Origin of the sequence: Acidovorax sp. 1608163 (genome assembly GCF_003669015.1) — a bacterium.
GTDB lineage: Bacteria > Pseudomonadota > Gammaproteobacteria > Burkholderiales > Burkholderiaceae_C > Acidovorax.
In genome coordinates this window covers 2,733,320-2,753,798 of the sequence record NZ_CP033069.1, presented here as the reverse complement: position 1 = coordinate 2,753,798, position 20,479 = coordinate 2,733,320, and the positions used below count along the sequence as shown (strand labels likewise).

The 20,479-nt window shown below is 62.2% G+C and carries 18 protein-coding genes and 2 pseudogenes; 6 read left to right on the top strand and 14 right to left on the bottom strand.

Features of this window, described 5'->3' with window-relative positions:
- Positions 1 to 68 precede the first annotated feature (68 nt).
- The 9 genes and pseudogenes from EAG14_RS12315 to EAG14_RS12275 all read right to left on the bottom strand — a co-directional run bounded on the left by EAG14_RS12315 (position 69) and on the right by EAG14_RS12275 (position 7,903).
- Positions 69 to 1,183, bottom strand: a pseudogene (locus EAG14_RS12315) (S-(hydroxymethyl)glutathione dehydrogenase/class III alcohol dehydrogenase).
- Between the two features lie 150 nt (positions 1,184 to 1,333).
- On the bottom strand, positions 1,334 to 1,600 hold the full coding sequence (locus EAG14_RS12310) for a metal/formaldehyde-sensitive transcriptional repressor (RefSeq protein ID WP_099655160.1): 267 nt from the start codon (positions 1,598 to 1,600) through the stop codon (positions 1,334 to 1,336).
- 249 nt (positions 1,601 to 1,849) lie between these two features.
- A complete protein-coding gene (locus EAG14_RS12305) occupies positions 1,850 to 3,160 on the bottom strand; it encodes a citrate synthase (RefSeq protein WP_121455252.1) in 1,311 nt (436 codons plus the stop codon).
- A gap of 56 nt (positions 3,161 to 3,216) precedes the next feature.
- A complete protein-coding gene (locus EAG14_RS12300; protein ID WP_099655162.1) occupies positions 3,217 to 3,537 on the bottom strand; it encodes a succinate dehydrogenase assembly factor 2 in 321 nt (106 codons plus the stop codon).
- A 19-nt stretch (positions 3,538 to 3,556) separates the two neighbouring features.
- Positions 3,557 to 4,261, bottom strand: coding sequence for a succinate dehydrogenase iron-sulfur subunit (locus EAG14_RS12295; protein ID WP_099655163.1), 705 nt, complete (start codon positions 4,259 to 4,261; stop codon positions 3,557 to 3,559).
- Between the two features lie 25 nt (positions 4,262 to 4,286).
- A pseudogene (gene sdhA, locus EAG14_RS12290) lies at positions 4,287 to 6,094 on the bottom strand (succinate dehydrogenase flavoprotein subunit).
- A gap of 22 nt (positions 6,095 to 6,116) precedes the next feature.
- Entirely contained in the window at positions 6,117 to 6,482 is a 366-nt protein-coding gene (gene sdhD / locus EAG14_RS12285) for a succinate dehydrogenase, hydrophobic membrane anchor protein (RefSeq protein ID WP_121729021.1), read from the bottom strand.
- Positions 6,483 to 6,545: 63 nt separating this feature from the next.
- A complete protein-coding gene (gene sdhC, locus EAG14_RS12280; protein ID WP_099655166.1) occupies positions 6,546 to 6,980 on the bottom strand; it encodes a succinate dehydrogenase, cytochrome b556 subunit in 435 nt (144 codons plus the stop codon).
- A 134-nt stretch (positions 6,981 to 7,114) separates the two neighbouring features.
- Positions 7,115 to 7,903 carry a GntR family transcriptional regulator gene (locus tag EAG14_RS12275; protein WP_099655167.1) on the bottom strand — a complete coding sequence of 263 codons (789 nt, stop codon included), beginning with the start codon at positions 7,901 to 7,903 and terminating at the stop codon, positions 7,115 to 7,117.
- Positions 7,904 to 8,106: 203 nt separating this feature from the next.
- Here EAG14_RS12275 and EAG14_RS12270 point away from each other — a divergent pair, with 203 nt between their 5' ends.
- The 5 genes from EAG14_RS12270 (at position 8,107) to EAG14_RS12250 (ending at position 16,269) form a co-directional block, all read left to right on the top strand.
- On the top strand, positions 8,107 to 9,093 hold the full coding sequence (locus EAG14_RS12270; RefSeq protein ID WP_099655168.1) for a malate dehydrogenase: 987 nt from the start codon (positions 8,107 to 8,109) through the stop codon (positions 9,091 to 9,093).
- A gap of 176 nt (positions 9,094 to 9,269) precedes the next feature.
- Positions 9,270 to 10,181 (top strand): CoA ester lyase, encoded by a 912-nt coding sequence (locus EAG14_RS12265; protein WP_233194815.1) that lies wholly within the window; start codon positions 9,270 to 9,272, stop codon positions 10,179 to 10,181.
- Between the two features lie 28 nt (positions 10,182 to 10,209).
- Positions 10,210 to 10,845, top strand: a complete 636-nt coding sequence (locus tag EAG14_RS12260) for a hypothetical protein (protein WP_121729020.1) — start codon at positions 10,210 to 10,212, stop codon at positions 10,843 to 10,845.
- Positions 10,846 to 10,973: 128 nt separating this feature from the next.
- Complete coding sequence (gene acnB / locus EAG14_RS12255) at positions 10,974 to 13,565, top strand: bifunctional aconitate hydratase 2/2-methylisocitrate dehydratase (protein WP_099655170.1); 2,592 nt, start codon at positions 10,974 to 10,976, stop codon at positions 13,563 to 13,565.
- A 145-nt stretch (positions 13,566 to 13,710) separates the two neighbouring features.
- Positions 13,711 to 16,269, top strand: a complete 2,559-nt coding sequence (locus EAG14_RS12250; RefSeq protein ID WP_121729019.1) for an ankyrin repeat domain-containing protein — start codon at positions 13,711 to 13,713, stop codon at positions 16,267 to 16,269.
- A gap of 102 nt (positions 16,270 to 16,371) precedes the next feature.
- Here the strand turns inward: EAG14_RS12250 and EAG14_RS12245 are convergent, their stop codons facing one another.
- Positions 16,372 to 17,223, bottom strand: coding sequence for a helix-turn-helix transcriptional regulator (locus EAG14_RS12245; protein WP_205603386.1), 852 nt, complete (start codon positions 17,221 to 17,223; stop codon positions 16,372 to 16,374).
- Positions 17,224 to 17,358: 135 nt separating this feature from the next.
- On the opposite strand from EAG14_RS12245, the gene EAG14_RS12240 reads away from it, so the two are divergent.
- A complete protein-coding gene (locus EAG14_RS12240) occupies positions 17,359 to 17,760 on the top strand; it encodes a hypothetical protein (protein ID WP_121729017.1) in 402 nt (133 codons plus the stop codon).
- A 95-nt stretch (positions 17,761 to 17,855) separates the two neighbouring features.
- Here the strand turns inward: EAG14_RS12240 and tolA are convergent, their stop codons facing one another.
- Genes tolA through ybgC form a run of 4 tightly spaced genes read right to left on the bottom strand, consistent with a single transcriptional unit; the run spans position 17,856 to position 20,475 of the window.
- Complete coding sequence (gene tolA / locus EAG14_RS12235) at positions 17,856 to 18,902, bottom strand: cell envelope integrity protein TolA (RefSeq protein WP_121729016.1); 1,047 nt, start codon at positions 18,900 to 18,902, stop codon at positions 17,856 to 17,858.
- 23 nt (positions 18,903 to 18,925) lie between these two features.
- Complete coding sequence (locus tag EAG14_RS12230) at positions 18,926 to 19,348, bottom strand: biopolymer transporter ExbD (RefSeq protein WP_099655176.1); 423 nt, start codon at positions 19,346 to 19,348, stop codon at positions 18,926 to 18,928.
- Between the two features lie 9 nt (positions 19,349 to 19,357).
- Complete coding sequence (gene tolQ, locus EAG14_RS12225; protein WP_099655177.1) at positions 19,358 to 20,062, bottom strand: protein TolQ; 705 nt, start codon at positions 20,060 to 20,062, stop codon at positions 19,358 to 19,360.
- Positions 20,059 to 20,475, bottom strand: a complete 417-nt coding sequence (gene ybgC / locus EAG14_RS12220; RefSeq protein ID WP_099655178.1) for a tol-pal system-associated acyl-CoA thioesterase — start codon at positions 20,473 to 20,475, stop codon at positions 20,059 to 20,061. The genes tolQ and ybgC overlap by 4 nt, the downstream gene beginning before the upstream one ends.
- Positions 20,476 to 20,479 lie beyond the last annotated feature (4 nt).

Here is a 20,479-nt window from a genome sequence, read left to right as displayed (position 1 = left end):
TTTTGAGATGTTTTGCTTCTCAAGTGCCGCCAAACAAGCGCAAGGCGCTTCTGTTTTGATAGTGGATGTCAGGCCGCGTACTTGACAACGGACCGGATCGACTTGCCTTCGTGCATCAGGTCGAAGGCTTCGTTGATGTCCTTGAGGCCCATGGTGTGGGTCACAAAGGGCTCGAGCTGGATCTTGCCTGCCATGGCGTCTTCGACCATGCCGGGCAGCTCGCTGCGGCCCTTGACGCCGCCAAACGCGGTGCCCAGCCACTTGCGGCCGGTGACGAGCTGGAAGGGGCGGGTGCTGATCTCTTGGCCCGCACCGGCCACGCCGATGATCACGCTCTGGCCCCAGCCACGGTGTGCGCATTCCAGCGCGGCGCGCATCACGTTCACGTTGCCAATGCACTCAAAGCTGTGGTCCACGCCCCAGGTCGTCATCTCGACGATGACCTGCTGGATCGGCTTGTCGAAGTCCTTGGGGTTCACGCAGTCGGTAGCGCCGAAGGTGCGTGCCAGATCGAACTTGGAGGGGTTGGTGTCCACGGCGATGATGCGGCCCGCCTTGGCTAGCTTGGCGCCTTGAATGACTGCCAGACCAATGCCGCCCAGGCCGAACACGGCCACGGTGTCGCCCTCTTGCACCTTGGCGGTGTTCTTCACGGCGCCCAGGCCGGTGGTCACGCCGCAGCCCAGCAGGCAGACCTGCTCGGGGTTGGCGTTGGGGTTGACCTTGGCGAGCGACACCTCGGCCACCACGGTGTATTCGCTGAAGGTGCTGCAGCCCATGTAGTGGTAGATGGGCTGGCCGTTGTAGCTGAAGCGCGTGGTGCCGTCGGGCATGACGCCCTTGCCCTGTGTGGCGCGCACGGCGACGCACAGGTTGGTCTTGCCGCTCTTGCAGAACAGGCATTCGCCGCATTCGGCGGTGTACAGCGGGATGACGTGGTCGCCAGGCTTCACGCTGGTCACGCCTTCGCCCACTTCCACCACGATGCCTGCGCCTTCATGGCCCAGCACCACGGGGAACAGGCCCTCGGGGTCGTCACCGCTCAGGGTGAAGGCGTCGGTGTGGCACACACCGGTGTCGGTGATCTTGATGAGCACCTCGCCCTTTTTAGGGGGGCCACATCGATTTCGACGATCTGCAGGGGTTCTCCGGCTTTGAAGGCTACGGCGGCGCGGGATTTCATGGGGTGGCTCCTTGGCAAAAGGTGGGGTGGAAATAAAAAGGGCGTTGATCGGGGGGCTGGGCTTGCCTACTGCGGTGCTTCACCCCTGGCGCGGGTCAATGCAGTGACGCGGAGTGAGGGGCTCCCTGCACCCGAGGCGATGCACAGGGGTCATTTCAAATACGAACGCAGCAGGGCGAGGGTTTCGTCCACCGCTGGTTGGGAGGGGGCGGGCTTTTCAGACAGCACCTCGCGCACATGCCCGTCGAGCAGGTCGGCCATCAGGCCGTGCACCGCACCGCGCATGGCGGCCAGTTGCTGCAGGATGGGCGCGCAATCGCTGCCCGCCTCCACGGCACGCTCCAGCGCTTCGGCCTGGCCTTTGATGCGGCGCAGGCGGGTAATGGCGCGCTGTTTGTCTTCTGCGGAATGGGGCATGTGGGGCGGGGCTGTAAAGCCCTGCTGACGTTGTACTGGAGGGTAGTATAAAACGCTAGCGCAATGCTGGTAAGCGCTAGGGGTTTAAAAAATAGGCTACTAGGGGGGAGTATTGCTTGTCATGCGACTCCGGTGCGCGCTATGCGCAGGTTGCATGCGTTGTCCGTCCACAAAGCAAAAAAGCCCACAGGCTGGGCCTGTGGGCTTTGTGTGCTGCCTGCGGGCGGGGCCGCGCAGGGGATGTTCCGATCAACGCTTGCCGATAGGCTGCACGTCGCGGCGCTCGGAGCCGGTGAACAGCTGGCGTGGGCGGCCGATCTTGTACTCGGGGTCACCGATCATTTCGTTCAGTTGGGCAATCCAACCCACGGTGCGGGCCAGCGCGAAGATGGCGGTGAACAGCGAGACGGGGATGCCAATGGCGCGTTGCACGATGCCCGAGTAGAAGTCCACGTTGGGGTACAGCTTGCGCGAGACGAAGTAATCGTCTTCCAGGGCGATCTTTTCGAGTTCCTTGGCCAGCTTGAACAGGGGGTCGTTTTCCAGGCCCAGTTCCTGCAGCACTTCGTTGCAGGTTTCCTGCATCAGCTTGGCGCGGGGGTCGTAGTTCTTGTAGACGCGGTGGCCAAAACCCATCAGCTTCACGCCGGAGTTCTTGTCCTTGACCTTCTCCATGAACTCACCGACCTTGGCCACGCCACCGTTGCGCTGGATGTCTTCCAGCATGTTCAGGCAGGCTTCGTTGGCGCCACCGTGGGCAGGGCCCCACAGGCAGGCCACGCCCGCAGCGATGGCGGCGAAGGGGTTGGTGCCCGACGAGCCGCACAGGCGCACGGTGGAGGTCGATGCGTTTTGCTCGTGGTCAGCGTGCAGGATGAAGATGCGGTCCAGTGCGCGTTCGAGCACGGGGTTGACCTTGTACTCTTCGCAAGGCGTGGCAAACATCATGCGCATGAAGTTGCCAGCGTAGCTCAGGTCGTTGCGAGGGTAGATGTAAGGCTGGCCGACGCTGTACTTGTACGCCATGGACACCAGTGTGGGCATCTTGGCGATCAGGCGGATCGCGGCGATTTCGCGGTGCTCTGGGTTGTTGATGTCGGTGCTGTCGTGGTAGAAGGCCGACAGACCGCCCACCAGACCGGTCAACACAGCCATGGGGTGCGCGTCACGGCGGAAGCCACGCAGGAAAAACTGCATTTGCTCGTTGACCATGGTGTGGTTGGTCACGCGGCTGGTGAAGTCCTTCTTCTGGGCTTCGTTGGGCAGGTTTCCGTACAACAGCAGGTGGCAAGTTTCCAGAAAGTCGCAGTTCACGGCCAGCTGCTCAATGGGGTAGCCGCGGTACAGCAGTTCGCCCTTGTCGCCGTCGATGTACGTGATGGCGGATTGCGTGGCGGCTGTGGACAGGAAGCCCGGGTCATACGTGAACATGCCCGTTTGCGCATACAGCTTACGGATGTCGATGACGTCCGGACCGATGTTGCCCTGATAGACCGGCAGGTCCACGCTGGGGCTGCCGTTACTGAACGACAGGGTGGCTTTGTTGTCAGCTAGCTTCATTGTTACTTTCCTTAGGTTTGCCGATGTCAATCCGGTCTAGGGGCGCCCTGCGTTTGTCAGGCCCGCAGGGCAGGGGTGCCGCCGCTGGAGCGCAGCATGCTGAGTACTTCGTTCACTTCTGCGCTGGCCAGTGTCTCGTCTGGTTCGCGTCGGCAGAGCACCAGGTCCAGCAGATCGTTGTCTGCCAGCTCCATGAGTGCCGTCAGCCCTTGCGCGTGCCGCTGTGTCAGCTCGGGCTCAAAGCGTTTGAAGAACTGCTGAATGAACAGATCGTTCTCCAGCAAACCGCGCCGGCAGCGCCAGTGCAGCTTGCTCAGTTCGCGTTCGCTCAGCCGCTCGGAGGCAGCGGTGGGCGCAGTGATGACGGTGTCGCTCATGGTGTGTGCTCTGAAAAGATCAGACAGCGCGGCGCACCATCAGTTCCTTGATCTTGCCAATCGCCTTGGTAGGGTTCAGTCCCTTGGGGCAAACGTCCACGCAATTCATGATGGTGTGGCAACGGAACAGACGGTAGGGGTCTTCCAGGTTGTCCAGGCGCTGGCCCGTGGCTTCGTCACGGCTGTCGGCAATGAAGCGATAGGCTTGCAGCAGGCCTGCTGGGCCCACGAACTTGTCGGGGTTCCACCAGAAGCTGGGGCAGCTGGTGGAGCAGCTGGCACACAGAATGCACTCGTACAGGCCATTGAGCTCTTCGCGCTCTTCAGGGCTTTGCAGGCGCTCGCGGTCTGGTGCCGTCAGGCTGTCATTGATCAAGTAAGGCTTGATCGAGTTGTACTGCTTGAAGAACTGCGTCATGTCCACGATCAGGTCGCGGATCACTGGCAGGCCGGGCAGGGGCTTCAGAACAATCGTGCCCTTGAGGGTATTCATGTTCGTGAGGCAAGCCAAGCCGTTCTTGCCGTTGATGTTCATGGCGTCGGAGCCGCAAACACCTTCGCGGCAGGAGCGGCGGAACGACATCGTGGGGTCTTGCTCCTTGAGCTTGACCAGGGCATCCAGCAGCATGCGTTCGTGGCCGTCGAGTTCGATCTCGATGGTCTGCATGTAGGGCTTGGCGTCCTTGTCCGGATCGTAGCGATAGATTTGGAATGTGCGCTTCATGATTCTGCTCTCGTGGGGCTACTGTTTAGAACGTCCGGACCTTGGGTGGAATGCTGTCCACTGTCAGGGGCTTGAGGTTGACCGGCTTGTAATCCAGACGGTTGCCTTCGCTGTACCACAGGGTGTGCTTCATCCACTCCTTGTCGTTACGGCCCAGAGGGAACTCTGCGTGGTCGGCAGGGTGCTCATAGTCGTACACGGTGTGGGCGCCACGGCATTCCTTGCGGGCTGCGGCAGACACCATGGTGGCCTGGGCCACTTCGATCAGGTTGTCCACTTCGAGGGCTTCGATGCGGGCCGTGTTGAACACCTTGGACTTGTCTTGCAGCGTGACGCTGGACACGCGGGCACGCAGTTCGGCGATTTTTTGAACGCCTTCGTCCATGCTGGCCTGGGTGCGGAACACGCCAGCGTGCTGCTGCATCGTGGCGCGGATGTCGCCTGCCAGGGCTTGCGAGTAGGTGCCGCCCTTGGAGTCTTCGAGCTGGTTCAGGCGCTGCAGCGTGCGGTCGGCCGCATTGGCTGGCAGGGTCTTGTGCTCTTTGTTCTTGTTGTTGAACTCGACGATGTGGCGGCCTGCGGCCTTGCCAAACACCAGCAGATCCAGCAGCGAGTTGGTGCCCAGGCGGTTGGCGCCGTGCACGCTCACGCAAGCGCATTCACCCACCGCGTACAGGCCGTTGATCACGGAGTTGTTGATGCCGTCCTTTTGTTCCACGACCTGGCCATGGATGTTGGTGGGCACGCCACCCATCTGGTAGTGGATGGTGGGAACCACGGGGATGGGTTCCTTGGTGATGTCCACGTTGGCGAAGTTGACGCCGATTTCGTACACTGAAGGCAGGCGCTTGTGGATGGTTTCTGCACCCAGGTGATCCAGCTTGAGCAGGATGTAGTCCTTGTTGGGGCCACAGCCACGGCCTTCCTTGATTTCCTGGTCCATGCAGCGCGACACGAAGTCGCGGGGGCCAAGTCCTTCAGGGTGGGGGCGTAGCGCTCCATAAAGCGTTCACCGTTGCTGTTGAGCAAGATGGCGCCTTCGCCGCGGCAGCCTTCGGTCAGCAGCACGCCAGCACCGGCCACGCCGGTGGGGTGGAACTGCCAGAACTCCATGTCTTGCAAGGCGATGCCTGCGCGTGCCGCCATACCCAGGCCGTCACCGGTGTTGATGAAGGCGTTGGTGGAAGCGCCGAAGATGCGGCCCGCACCGCCGGTGGCCAGCAGCACCGTCTTGGCTTGCAGGATGTGCAGGTCGCCGGTTTCCATTTCCAGGGCAGTCACGCCGACCACGTCGCCGGACTCGTCGCGGATCAGGTCCAGGGCCATCCATTCCACGAAGAAGTTGGTCTTGGCCTTGACGTTTTGCTGGTACAGCGTGTGCAGCATGGCGTGGCCAGTGCGGTCGGCTGCAGCGCAGGCGCGTTGCACAGGCTTTTCGCCGTAGTTGGCGGTGTGGCCGCCGAAGGGGCGCTGGTAGATGGTGCCGTCGGGGTTGCGGTCGAACGGCATGCCGAAGTGTTCCAGCTCGTACACCACCTTGGGGGCTTCGCGGCACATGAACTCGATGGCATCCTGGTCGCCCAGCCAGTCAGAACCCTTGATGGTGTCGTAGAAGTGATAGTGCCAGTTGTCTTCACTCATGTTGCCCAGCGAGGCGGACACGCCGCCTTGGGCTGCCACGGTGTGCGAGCGGGTGGGGAAGACCTTGGACAGCGAGGCCACGTTCAGGCCTGCGCGAGACAGTTCCAGTGCGGCGCGCATGCCCGAGCCGCCTGCGCCGACGATGACTACGTCAAACTTGCGCGTGGTGATGTTGGCTTTTGTATAGCTCATTTTGTACCTTCAATCGCGGGAATCAGAGACGCCACAGAACCTGGATGCCCCAGCCAGCGCAGCTGACGAGCCAGACAATGGTGAAAACTTGCAGGGCCAGGCGCAGGCCCACGGGCTGGATGTAGTCCATGAAAATGTCGCGGACACCCACCCACACGTGCCATGCCATGGCCACGATCACGGAGAAGGTTAGAACCTTCATCCATTGGGCGGAAAAAATGCCAGCCCACAGGTCGTAGCCAATCGGGCCCTTGGAGGTCACGAGTTGAACCAGAACCACAATGGTGAACAAAGCCATGAGGGCGGCGGTGACGCGCTGGCTCAGCCAGTCGCGCAGGCCGTAGTGGGCACCGACGACGGTGCGCTTGGAGCCGTAATTGACGGACATATCAGTTTCCTCTTTGGGGGTGGGGCGGTGCTGCCAGGTGCTGCACTTGCCTTATTGTTTGAATCAGTACAGACCGAACAGCTTGGCGCCAAGCACCAACGCCAAACCAATGCTCACGGCCAAGGTGAAGACGGCGGATGACTTGCCGAATTCCTTGGTGACTGCTGCGTGGTTCACATCCATCAGCAAATGGCGCAGGCCTGCGATGAAGTGGTGCAGATAGGCCCAGATCAATGCCAAGGCCACCAGCTTGACGAACCAGCCGGGAACAAAATACAAACCGACATTGAAAGCCGCCTTGAATTTGGCGAAAGAGATTTCAGATGACAGAGACGTGTCAAACATCCAGAGGATGAAAGGCAGTAAAAGGAACATGATCACCCCGCTGGCGCGGTGCAGAATGGAAACCCATGCTGCTGGCGCCATGCGGTAGGTTGTCAGGTCCTTGAAGGCATTGATGTTGCGGAATTCAGGCCGTTTTTTGGCTAGTTCGGTCATGTCTGGTGCTTTCGTGGATGTAACTGCTCTGTAATTGGAAGATGCAAACAACACAAAATTCTATTGCAATGCAACAACCGGGGATTTGTGTTGGGTTGAATTTTTGACCTTTGCGCTCAGGTGCCAGCCTGCTGTCAGCTCAGTTCGTTACGGTAATGGTGTGTGTCTGTGAGGTACAAACCGCGGCGTAACTCCATCGGAACATCGTTGTAGGTGTAAGCGATGCGCTCTACGCTGAGCAAGGGGGTGCCGGTGGTGACTCGCAGCAAAGCGGCTTGGTCTGCGTCGGGCAAAACGGCCCGAATTTTCTCTTCGGCGCGCACCATGCGCACGCCAAAATCAATTTCAAACATAGCGTAAGTAGGGCCTTGGTAGTTCGCCATCTGTTCGCCCGTCAGGCCCTTGAAGGCATGGCCTGGCAGCCAGATGTCTTCCAAAATGGTAGGAACCCCGGCAAACGACAAAATGCGCTTGGCCTGTATCACGGCATCGCCGCTGCGCAGCGCCAAGGTCCGCGCAATTTCGGCAGAGGCGCGCACCCTGCGGCAGTCGATGATGTTGCGCTGGGCGGGGCCCTCCACGCTGGCATCGCCGGTGTCGGGCAGTAGCTTTAGAAATCGGTACTGCACATGCTGCTCGGCATGCGTTGCCACAAAAGTGCCTTTGCCTTGGCGGCGCATGACCAGATTTTCAGCGGCCAGCTCATCAATGGCCTTGCGGACGGTGCCTTGGCTTACGCGAAAGCGCGCCGCCAGTTCCATCTCGCTGGGGATGGCTTCGCCGGGCTTCCACTCGCCTTGCTGCAGGCTTTGCAGGATGAGCCCTTTGATTTGCTGGTACAGCGGGCTGAACGCAGGCGTGGACAGTCCGGTGGCGCTTTGCGGCGTGGCGGGATTGTCGGCGGCGAACGGGAGCGAAGACATGGCGCTGGTCGTGGGTGCTGTGGGGCAGGATGGCAATTTGAAGCTGCGCAATCATATCTTATATAAGACATAAGACAAATTGACCGAGGCCATGAAACAGGGGTAAACTCCAAGGCTGTTTGCGGGGCACGGGCTGCTGGTAACAGGCGCTGGTGCTTGCGTTGCACCTTTACCTGTTTTTGTCACTTCCTGGAGTTTTCACCATGAGCAAGAAGCCCGTCCGTGTTGCCGTTACAGGCGCCGCTGGTCAAATCGGTTACGCACTGCTGTTCCGCATCGCCTCTGGCGAAATGCTCGGCAAGGACCAGCCCGTCATCCTGCAACTGCTGGAAGTGCCTGCCGAAGGCCCCCAAAAGGCGCTCAAGGGCGTGATGATGGAATTGGACGATTGCGCATTCCCCCTGCTGGTGGGCATGACCGCCCACAGCGACCCCATGACTGCATTCAAGGACGCTGACTATGCTTTGCTGGTTGGCTCGCGTCCACGCGGCCCTGGCATGGAGCGTGCCGAACTGCTGGCCGTCAACGGTGCCATCTTCACCGCACAAGGCAAGGCCCTGAATGCCGTGGCTTCGCGCAACGTGAAGGTGCTCGTGGTAGGGAACCCCGCCAACACCAACGCATACATCGCCATGAAGTCGGCCCCTGATCTGCCACGCAAGAACTTCACCGCCATGCTGCGTCTGGACCACAACCGCGCTGCCAGCCAGATCGCTGCCAAGACCGGCAAGGCTGTGGCTGACATCGAAAAGCTGACCGTCTGGGGCAACCACTCGCCCACGATGTATGCCGACTACCGTTTTGCCACCATCAACGGCGAAAGCGTTGCCAAGACCATCAACGACCAAGAGTGGAACGCCAACACCTTCTTGCCTACCGTGGGCAAGCGTGGTGCTGCCATCATTGAAGCCCGCGGCCTGTCTTCGGCTGCTTCGGCTGCCAATGCGGCCATCGACCACATGCGCGACTGGGCCCTGGGCACCAATGGCAAGTGGGTCACCATGGGTATTCCTTCGGACGGCCAATACGGCATTCCCAAGGACACGATGTTCGGCTTCCCTGTGACTTGCGAAAACGGCGAGTACAAGGTCGTTGAAGGTCTGGAAATTGATGCCTTCTCGCAAGAGCGCATCAACATCACGCTGGCTGAGCTGCAAGGCGAGCAAGACGGCGTCAAGCACCTGCTGTAAATCTGCCTGTGGTACCCGTGCCTGCCCCTTCTGAGTCCTCGGGTCTTGCGACCTCCGCTGCCCCAGCGGGCGGGGCAGGGCGGGCACAGGTGCATCCTCGCACCCTGCTGTTGGGTGCGCAGGCGCAAACGGGCTTATTGCCCGTTTGCGACCACTACAGCGGGGTTGAAGCGCGTATGCGTAAAAGCCTGCAGATGCAGGCCGAACTGACCCAAGAATTTGGCACCTGCGTGGTGGACGTCACCCTCGATTGCGAGGATGGCGCGCCGGTAGGGCTTGAGGCCGAGCATGCCCGCCTGGTGGGCGGGTTGGCCGCGCAAGCCCCTGCGGGCGCCCGTGTTGCGGCCCGGGTGCATGCAGCCAGTCACCCCGCTTTTGCCAATGATGTGGCCACCATTGTGGATTTGGCGGGCGATCGCCTGTGCCATGTGATGTTGCCCAAGGTCGAGTCCATTGACGATGTGTTGGCGGTGGACCGGGCGCTGGAGCGCGCAGGCGCCGCAGGCCTGCCTTTGCACGCACTGATCGAATCCCCTTTGGCCGTAAAGCATGCTTTTGACATTGCGGCCCACCCCCGGGTACAGAGCCTCAGCTTTGGCTTGATGGACTTTGTGTCGGCCCACGGTGGCGCGATCCCTGCCCATGCCATGACGTCACGGGGGCAATTTGCCCATCCGTTGGTGGTGCGGGCCAAGCTTGAAATTGCCGCTGCTTGCCATGCCTATGGCAAAGTCCCTTCGCATTGCGTAGTGACCGAGTTCACAGACCCCGCCGCCATGCAGGCTGCCGCCACACAGGCATCGCAGGAGCTGGGCTACACCCGCATGTGGAGCATTCACCCGTCGCAGATTCGGCCCATCTTGCGTGCTTTCGCGCCCGCCATGGATGAGGTGCAGACGGCATCGCAGATTTTGTTGGCGGCTGAAACCGCGCAGTGGGCACCTATCAGCCATGGCGGGGTGTTGCATGACCGGGCCAGCTACCGTTTTTACTGGCAATTGCTGGAGCGCGCGCACCGCACAGGTGTGTCGCTGCCTCCCGCCGTCAGTCACTGGTTTGATGCTTGCGCATTGAACTCTTCTTTATAGCCTGACATTCCACAGGACCCACGACGCCATGAAAACTCTGATCGCTTCTGCAGTCATGCTGCTTGCTCCCGCATGGGTGATGGCGCAGGCCACTACGGCGGCCCAGCCCGCTTCCAAGACCACATCCGCCAAGCAGGATGCGCCGGCAAAGGCCAAGCCAGCCCCTGCCGCCAAGGCCAGTGGCAATGCCAGTGCGCCCGCCAACAAGACCACAGTAGCCAAGGCACAGCAAACCAGCAGCCGCACCCAGCTCAAGAGCGCTGCCAACCAGGTAGCGACCGGCATCATTGCCGCAGAGGCCGCCCTGTCACCTGAAGAACTGGCCATTGCCGAGCGCGTGCATGTGGGCCGTATCCCCTGCGAATTGGGTGCTGTGGTCAATATCTCTGCAGACGCCGCCACGCCGGGCTATTTCCATGTGGAAGGCAAAGGCTTCAAGTACCGCATGACGCCAGTGGCTACCAGCACGGGGGCCGTGCGTCTGGAAGACCAGAAGGCCGGTGCTGTGTGGCTGCAGATTGCCAACAAGTCCATGCTGATGAACCAGAAGCTGGGCCAGCGCATGGCTGACGAATGCATGAGCCCTGAGCAGGTCGTGGTGGCCGAAGCCATCAAGAAGACTCCGCCACCCAGCGTGTTCGACGCGCCCAAGGGTAGCAAGTAAATCATCCGGGCAGTGCCTCTTGCAGTCTGGTTTGCCAGCACAAGACACTGCCTTAAAAACGTCGGTGCCGATTGCCTGAAAGGGCAGGCGCGCCATCGCCCCACTTTAGAAAACAACCGGAGAAAACCATGTTGAAAGCCTACCGTGACCACGTAGCCGAGCGCGCCGCCCTGGGCATTCCCCCGCTGCCCCTGGAAGCCAAGCAGGTTGCTGAACTGATCGAGCTGATCAAGAACCCACCTGCCGGTGAAGATGCCTTTTTGCTCGATTTGCTGACCCACCGCGTACCGCCCGGTGTGGACGATGCAGCCAAAGTCAAGGCCAGCTTTTTGGCCGCTGTGGCTCATGGTGACATCAAGGTAGGCCTGATCTCCAAGGCCAAGGCCACAGAGTTGCTGGGCACCATGGTCGGCGGCTACAACGTGCACCCGCTGATTGAACTGCTGGACGACGCCGAAGTGGCGGGTGTGGCCGCAGAGGGCCTGAAGAAGACTCTGCTGATGTTCGACTTCTTCAACGATGTCGCGACCAAGGCCAAGGCTGGCAATGCCAAGGCGCAGGAAGTCATCAAGAGCTGGGCCGATGCCGAGTGGTTCACCACCCGCCCTGAAGTCGAAAAGAAGATCACCGTCACCGTGTTCAAGGTGCCCGGTGAAACCAACACCGACGACCTGTCGCCCGCGCCAGATGCCTGGAGCCGTCCCGACATTCCGCTGCATTACCTGGCCATGCTCAAGAACACCCGCGAAGGCGCGGCGTTCAAGCCTGAAGAAGATGGCAAGCGCGGTCCGATGCAGTTCATCGAAGACCTCAAGAAGAAGGGCCACCTGGTGGCCTATGTGGGCGACGTGGTGGGCACGGGCTCCAGCCGCAAGTCGGCTACCAACAGCGTGATCTGGGCCACGGGCCAAGACATTCCGTTTGTGCCCAACAAGCGCTTTGGTGGCGTGACGCTGGGTGGCAAGATCGCCCCCATCTTCTTCAACACGCAAGAAGACTCTGGCTCCCTGCCCATCGAAGTGGATGTGTCCAAGCTCGAAATGGGCGACGTGGTCGACATCCTCCCCTACGACGGCAAGATCGTGAAGAACGGCGAGACCGTGGTGGAGTTCAAGCTCAAGAGCGATGTGCTGTTTGACGAAGTGCGCGCTGGCGGCCGTATCAACCTGATCATCGGGCGTTCGCTGACTGCCAAGGCCCGCGAATTCCTGGGCCTGCCTGTTTCCGCACTGTTCCGCCTGCCAACCGCGCCTGTGGCCACAACCGCAGGCTTCACGCTGGCGCAGAAGATGGTGGGCCGTGCCGTGGGCTTGCCAGAAGGCCAAGGCGTGCGCCCCGGCACGTACTGCGAACCCAAGATGACCACCGTGGGCTCGCAAGACACCACCGGCCCCATGACCCGCGACGAGCTGAAGGACCTGGCCTGCCTGGGCTTCTCGGCCGATCTGGTCATGCAATCGTTCTGCCACACCGCGGCTTACCCCAAGCCTGTGGACGTGAAGACCCACCGCGAACTGCCCGCGTTCATCAGCAACCGTGGCGGCGTGGCCCTGCGTCCTGGTGATGGCGTGATCCACAGCTGGCTCAACCGCCTGCTGTTGCCTGACACGGTCGGCACTGGTGGCGACTCGCACACCCGCTTCCCCATCGGCATTTCGTTCCCCGCTGGCTCCGGTCTGGTGGCGTTTGGTGCTGCAACGGGCGTGATGCCCCTGGACATGCCCGAATCGGTGCTGGTGCGTTTCAAGGGCGAAATGCAGCCTGGCGTGACGCTGCGCGACCTCGTGCACGCCATTCCTCTGTACGCCATCAAGGCGGGTCTGCTCACGGTGGCCAAGGCTGGCAAGAAGAACGTCTTCTCCGGCCGCATCCTTGAAATCGAAGGCCTGCCAGACTTGAAGGTCGAGCAAGCGTTTGAACTGTCTGATGCATCCGCAGAGCGCTCTGCTGCCGGTTGCACCATCAAGCTCAACCCAGCGCCCGTCAAGGAATACCTCACCAGCAACGTCGTGCTGATGAAGAACATGATTGCCGACGGCTATGCCGATGCACGCACACTGCAGCGCCGTATCGAAAAGGTGGAAGCCTGGTTGGCCAACCCCAACCTGCTCGAAGCCGACAAGGATGCCGAATACGCAGCCGTCATCGAGATCGATCTGGCCGACATCAAGGAACCCATCCTGTGCTGCCCGAACGACCCTGATGATGCCAAGACCCTGTCGGATGTGGCTGGCACCAAGATCGACGAAGCCTTCATCGGTTCTTGCATGACCAATATCGGCCACTTCCGCGCTGCAGCCAAGCTACTGGGCGGCAGCCGTGACATCCCCGTCAAGCTGTGGGTGGCACCACCGACCAAGATGGACGAGAGCGAGCTGATCAAGGAAGGCCACTACGCCAACTTTGGCGCCGCCGGTGCCCGTACCGAAATGCCCGGCTGCTCGCTGTGCATGGGCAACCAGGCCCAGGTGCGCGAAGGCGCCACGGTGGTGTCTACCTCCACCCGCAACTTCCCCAACCGCCTGGGCAAGAACACCAACGTGTTCCTGGCCTCGGCTGAGCTGGCCGCCATCGCGTCCAAGCTGGGCAAGATCCCCACGGTGGCCGAGTACCACGACGCCATGGGCATCGTGAACAAGGATGGTGCTTCGATCTACAAGTACCTGAACTTCGACCAGATCGAAGAGTACGCAGAAACCGCCAAGGGCGTGACCGCCTGATCCTTGCGTTCGTTGCGCAACACAAGCGGCCCTTCGGGGCCGCTTTTTTTTGCCCTGCCTTGGTTGTCATGCAGCCGTCATGAATTCGTCACTATGCTGGAGCCCAAAACAAGACATCCATAACAACAACAAAAAGGAGGCAAGCATGGACAACGCAATGGGACGAGGGGTTTTGCTGGTTTTCTGCGCCATCTTTGCAGTGGCGTTTGGTGCCGGTGGGTACTGGGCAGGGCTGCGGCCTTTGGCAGAGACCGCGTCGGCGGCATGGACCGTGCGCCAATGGCAACCCGTGCCAGCCCAGGTGCTGGATGTGCAACTGAAGCAACACCCAGGCAGCGAAGGTGGCACCACCTACCAGGTGCAGGCCCGGTACCGCTACACGGTGGCTGGGCAAGCTTACGAAGGGCAACGCGTGGGGCTCGACCTGCGCCCAGGCGCAGACAACGTGGGTGACTGGCAGGCGCAATGGCACCGCACCCTGAGCCAAGCGCAGGAGCGGGGTGAACCCGTCACCGCCTGGGTCAACCCACAGGCCCCGGCCCAGGCACTGCTGGACCGAAGCATCCGCTGGCGGCTGCAAATTTTTCGACTTCCGTTTGCCCTGGTGTTCACCGGCGTTGGCGTGGCGGCCGCATGGATGTTCCTGCGCATCTTGTGGCGCCCCAAGGAAGATGCGCAGGACCTTGAGCCGCGCCATTCCTTGGCCAAGGGGCAGGGGGCGTTGTGGTTCTTCGCGATGTTCTGGTGTGGCATCGCTTTCCCCATGGCCGCTTTGTTCTGGTCGGATGGCAAGGCGCCGTGGTGGGGCAAGGGCTTCATGGGCATCTTTGTGGTGATCGGCGTGGGGCTGGTGGTGGCTGCTTGGCATCACAGCCGCAAGGCCTGGCGCTACCAAGGGATGGGCATGACGGCCTTGCCATCACGGCCCACGGCGGGGCGGCCGGTCGAAATCACCCTGGTGCTGCCTGTGCGGGCCGTCCAGCAGGCGGGGGCCGAAAGCCTGCGCATGCAACTGGCGCAATACCGAGTGGACGAGTCCAGCTCGGGATCGCCCGAGCGCCGGGTGGAGGTGCTGGAAGCCACGGCGCGGCGCCAGCCGACGGGTGACGGCGGTAGGCGTCTGGTCGCGCGTTTTGAGCTGCCTGAGGATGCCCCTACCCATGGTGCGCGGCGCGGTGGTGAGCGGGTGGACTGGCGGCTGGAGCTGGTGCGTGCTGAGGGAACGTTGGAACTGGCATATGACCTGCCGGTAGAGGCCGCTGCACCTTCGTGGTCTGAGCCCGCATCCGTGCCAGACCGCTTTGACCGGCGGGCGCAGTGGACGCAAGAAGTCCCCATCGAGCCACCAGCCTTTGGGCAAGATGTCGCCCCTCCGGCCTTGGGTTCATTGGGCATGCTGGAGCCCGATGAGCTTCCGCGCTTTCTTCCCCCGGACGTGCGTTTGACGGAGACAGCGGATGCCTGGTCGCTCGCGTTCGAGCAGACCGCGTGGCGCTGGTCCGCGGCTGTGGCGCTGGCTTTGCTGGCGCTGGAGTGGTGGGTGAACGACCGCATCCAGCCTGGCGCCTTGGTGCTGCCGAGCGGCTTTTGGGATTGGTTGGCTTTGTTGGTTTTGCCTGTCTGGGCGTTGCATGCCGCCACCCGGCGGTGGACGCTGCGGGTGCAAGACGATGGCCTGGTGGTGCATCGCGGCTCTTGGGTGTGGTCTCGCGTTGCGTCGTTGCCGGGCGAATCCAGCCAGGCGCTGGTGCACAAGCTGCAGTTCACGGCTGGGACTCAGGCCTACCATGCGGTGTTGGGCAAGGATGCGTCAGGGCATCTGCAAAAGCTGACCCCGGGGCTGAGCGGCACGGCTGCTGCACAAGCCGTGGGCCAGGCGGTGGCCCATGCCTGGCTGGACCGGCGGGGGCGCTTCACGCCGGGGGCGCAGCGGCCCCAGGTGGCTGCACATTCACGCCCAGCCTGGGGTGGCTGGGTTTGGCTCTTGGCCTTTGGGATGCTCGTGTGGTGGGCTTATGGCGGGCGCGCGGTGGTGGGCGCGGGGCGGCATGCTGTGTCGCAAGGCCCCACCACGGTGGCGTCCTCGCGCATTTGGGCGCCTGCGGATGCCCGCCTGATGGATGCCCAGAATGCGGGCGATGCCAGCGCGCTGGTGCAGGCATTGCGCGATGGCGCCAACCCCAATTTGCTCGCGGACACGGGTTCCTCTGTGTTGATGCTGGCCGCCCATCGGGGGCAACTGGCGCATGTCGAGGCGCTGCTGCAGGCTGGGGCCCAGCCCGATCTGCGGCAGACAGCCAAAGACAGTGAGCGCGGCGACACCGCCCTGCTGCGGGCTTTTTATGGTGGCCATCTGGCGGTGGCGCAACGCCTGGTGCAGGCGGGGGCCAGCCTGCAGGCACGCAACCGCTGGGATTGGGGCCCCGTGCACATGGCCGCGCAAAGCGGCTGCGTGCCTTGCCTCGATTGGTTGAAAGAACAAGGGCAATCCTTGACCGAACCAGCCCCCGCCAGCCGGGGCGAGACACCGGCCATGCTGGCGGCCGCCAAAGGCCGCATCCCCGTGCTGCAATGGCTGGATCAGCAGCGTGTAGACCTGTGGGGCCGCGACCCGCATGGCAAGAATGTGCTGGACTGGGCGCGGTTTCGGCAGCAGCAGGAGACGGAGCAGTGGTTGTTGAAACGCCAGCCTGCGGGAGCGTGAGCGTTGTTTCTTTCCGTGCCTCGTAGGCTTGCGGTTTGCTATTGAATTTATAGCTTTTTGCGCTTTGTCTGTAAGCGCTAGAGGCGATTTTTCATATGAATTTCAAACTTCGAGCGTGCTCTTTGCCGCCAGAGCGTGCAGGGTCTGCGCCGTGGCCTCGTCTCCAGGAAAAAACGTCTCCAGCGCCAGCTCTTGCAAGGTGATATCGGTGGGCGAGCCGAACACCGTGGTGGTGCTGATCAGGTTCAGCACACCCCAGGGGGACTGGATGAGAAAAGGCATCAACACCCCCAGATGCTCTCCCGCCAAGTGGTGGGCCTGCTCGTCTGGCTGGCCGGGGTAACTTTGCAACTCGGTGAGCAGGGCTTGCAGTGACGCGTCAAACGTGTTGTGCAGTTGCTGCTGTAGGCGTGCAAACAGGTGCTCGCGCCATTGGTTCAGGTTGACGATGCGCGGTGCCAACCCCTGGGGGTGCAGGCTCACCCGCAGCAGGTTGATGGGGGCTTGCAGCAGGGAAGGGTCCACCCCTTCGAGCAAGGGTTGCACCATGCGGTTGGCCAGCACCATGTTCCAGTGCCGGTCAAACGCCACGGCGGGCCAGGGGGCGTGGCGGTCGAGCAGGTGTTGCACGGCCTGGCGAGCGGCATGCATCGACGGGTCGTCGAGCGGCTGCTGGCGGTACATGGGGGCATAGCCCGCTGCGACCAGCCAAGCGTTGCGATCACGCAGGGGGACGGCCAAGCGCTCGCAAAGGCGCAGCACCAGCTCGCGGCTGGGGCTGGCCTTGCCGGTCTCTACGCAGCTCAGATGGCGTGGCGAAAGGGCTGCGTCATCGGCCAGCTCCTGCTGGCTCAGGCGCCTTCGCAGGCGCCACTGGCGCAGGTGGTCGCCCACGGCCATCCGCCGGGTCGGCGCGAATGGGGCGGCGTTGGAATGCTGTGTGTCGGATGCCATGGCCGTGATTGTGAGCAGGTTCGCTCCGCCAGACCACCCCAAATGCCTGCGGTCTCATGACCTCCCAGGTCATCGACGCCATGACCGATGCTGCGGAACATGGGGCTCCTACCACTTGGTTCACAGGAGTCTCTTATGTTCACGATTCGTTCTTCTACCCTGCGCCGCGTGTTGTGGCTGGATGCCGCCTCTGGCTTGGGTATGTGCCTGAGCCATGGGCTGGGCAGTGCGCTCATCGCTCCGTGGATGGGTATCCCGGCCTACGTGTTGCAACTGGCTGCGCTGATCGTGCTGGCGGCGGCTTCGCTGGCGGCCTGGTTGGCATCGCGCCCGCAGTTGCCATCCACGGGTGTGCGCTTTCTGGCGCTTGGCAACTTTGTCTGGGTGGGCGCCAGTGCCTGGCTCGTCTGGGGTTCTGGCATGGCCCTGACCCCACTGGGGCAGGGTTGGGTCGTGTTGCAGGGGCTGGTGGTGTTGGTGCTCGCCGAGCTGGAGTGGGCGGGTTCTAGCGTGTCCACGCCTCGCGCTGCGGTGTGATCTGTGTACAGGGGTGCTCTGCAATGGCTGAGGCCCTGCGCCCACCCGGTCACGTGGTGACCGGGTGGGCGCGGTTGGAGAGTACAGGCTGTTTCTCAGTCCTGTGGACGGAACCCGATTTCCAGCGACGAGGGGACGCGCCCATCTATGTCACGCGGCAGTGTTTCGGTCTTGTCCAGCGCACGCAGCACGGCGTCATCCCAGGCCTTGTTGCCGCTGGACTGGATCAGCTTCTTGCCGACGATGGTGCCATCGGGGGCCGCACGCACTTCCACCACCGCGCGCGGGTTGCCCGAAATGGCATCGGGGTACACGATGTTGGGCTTGACCTTGGCCGCGACCTTGCCACCGTAGCTGCCCGATGGGCCTGAGGACACCTTGTCGCTACCCTTCGCGTTCTCACCGCCAGTGGCACCGGCCAGGCCTTGCATACGGCGCAAGTTGGCTTCGCGCTGGGCCGCCATCTCTTTGGCCTGGGCATCGGCACGGCGCTTCGCATCGGCTTCTGATTTGCGCTTGGCATCCGACTCCGCATCGGCCTTGCGTTTGGCGTCTGCTTCTTCCGCCTTGCGTTTTTCGTCGGCCTGCTTTTTCAGCTCGGCACGCTTTTGCTCGGCCTGCTTTTCTTTCAGCTCGCGCTCTTTGTCTTTTTCCTTTTGCAGGCGCTCCTTGCGCTCTTGCTCCAGGCGTTCCTTCTTTTCCGTTTCCAGCTTTTCGCGGCGGTCGCGTTCACGTTTGTCGCGCTCTTGCTGCTCGGCACGCTCGCGCTTTTCCTGCTCCAGCCGCTTCTTCTCGCGTTCGATGGCGATGTCTGCTTCGTGCGTGTCAGGCTTGTCCTGCGCGCGGGGCGGTGGGGGCGGCGGTGAAGGAGGGGGCGCAGGCACCGGCCTTGGAGGGGGCTCTGGTGGCGATGGTGGCTCGGGGGGCGAAGGTGGTGTGTTGTCTGCCGGGGCCGCCTGCTGCGGAACGGCGGACCACAACTCGGCTTCCACCGCCGGCTGGTCCACTGTGGTCTTCCAGTTCACGCCCAGGGTCAGGGCACCCATCAGTGCGGCGTGCACCAGCACGGCCATGGCCACTGCGCGCAGGCGCCCTGGTGGCCGGGGGGGCGAAAACTGATCGCGGTCGTCTTGAGCGTGCATGGAGGATGGGGGCAGCAATGGGTTCAACCGCCTTGCTTGACGGACAGGCCAACACGTTGAACCCCCGCCTTTTGCAGGGCATCCATGGCCTTGACCACCGCTTCGTACTGAACGCCCTTGTCGGCGCTGATGATCACGGCGGTGTCCTTGCTCTGGTCTTTTTGCCAGCGCAGGGCCGCGTCGCCCACTTCGCGCTGGGTCACGGTGCGGGTGGCCTCGGGGGTTTTGAGCTGCAGCGATCCGTCCTTGTTCACGATGACCTGCGCCACCACCTTGGGCACGTTCTTGCCTTTGCCCACGCTGGGCACATCGATCATGCCGGGGGTGAGCATGGGGGCTGTCACCATGAAAATGATGAGCAGCACCAGCATCACGTCGATGAACGGCACCATGTTGATTTCATTGATGGTGCGACGGCCTTTGCCGCGAGACGCCATGGCGGGCATGCGGGCTCCTTAATGGCCAGAGGCCGATTGCGAAGGCTGTGCGCCCAGGTTGCGCTGCAGGATGTTGGAGAACTCTTCAATGAAGGTCTCCAGGTGTGTGGACACGCGGTCAATGTCGCGCGCAAAGCGGTTGTAGGCGATCACGGCCGGAATGGCAGAGAACAGGCCGATGGCGGTGGCCACCAGCGCCTCGGCAATGCCGGGGGCCACGGTGGCCAGGGTGACCTGCTCCATGCCCGCAAAGCCTGTGAAGGCGTGCATGATGCCCCACACCGTGCCAAACAGGCCCACATACGGCGACACAGAGCCGACCGACGCCAGGAAGGACAGGCTGGATTCGACCACATCCATCTCGCGCTGCATGCTGGCGCGCATGGCGCGGCGGGCGCCGTCCAGCAGGGTGCCTGCGTCGGTGATGCGGCGCTCACGCAGTTTTTGGTATTCGCGCATGCCGCTGGCAAAAATACGCTCCATGGGGCCAGCGTTCTTGGCGTTCTGTGCGGCGCTGGCAAATAGATCGTTCAGGCTGGTGCCCGACCAGAAGTCGCGCTCAAAGTCTTCGTTCAGCGACTTCACGCGCTTGAGCGCAATCAGCTTGCGAAAGATGGCGGCCCAGCTGGCGATCGATACGGTCAGCAGCAGCAACATCACCAGCTGCACCACCCAGCTGGCCTGCAGCACCAGGTTCAAGATGGACATGTTTTGATGGTTCATGAAAGTTGTTCCAGAAGGGGGCTCGGTATTCTTGCGGGGCGCATCGTTGCGGCGTCCACCCAGCCTATGCGGATGGTGCCTTCGCTCAGTAACGTGGGCTTGGCTTCGGTCATGTGCTCTGGTTTCAGGAGCGCTTGCTGCAATATTGTCAGCGATGCACGCCCCTTGTCCTGCAGGCTGGCGGTAACAATGAGTTCATCGTCCAGCCGCGCGGGCCGCAGGTAACGCAGCTGCGCGTCGGTTACGACAAACATGCCGCCGGTTTGTTCCCGCAATGTGTGCTGACCAATGCCCAATGAGCGCAGCCACTCGGTGCGGGCGCGCTCAAAAAACTTGAGGTAGTTGGCATAGAACACGATGCCACCGGCATCGGTGTCTTCCCAGTAGATGCGGATCGGAAACTCAAAGGCCATGCGT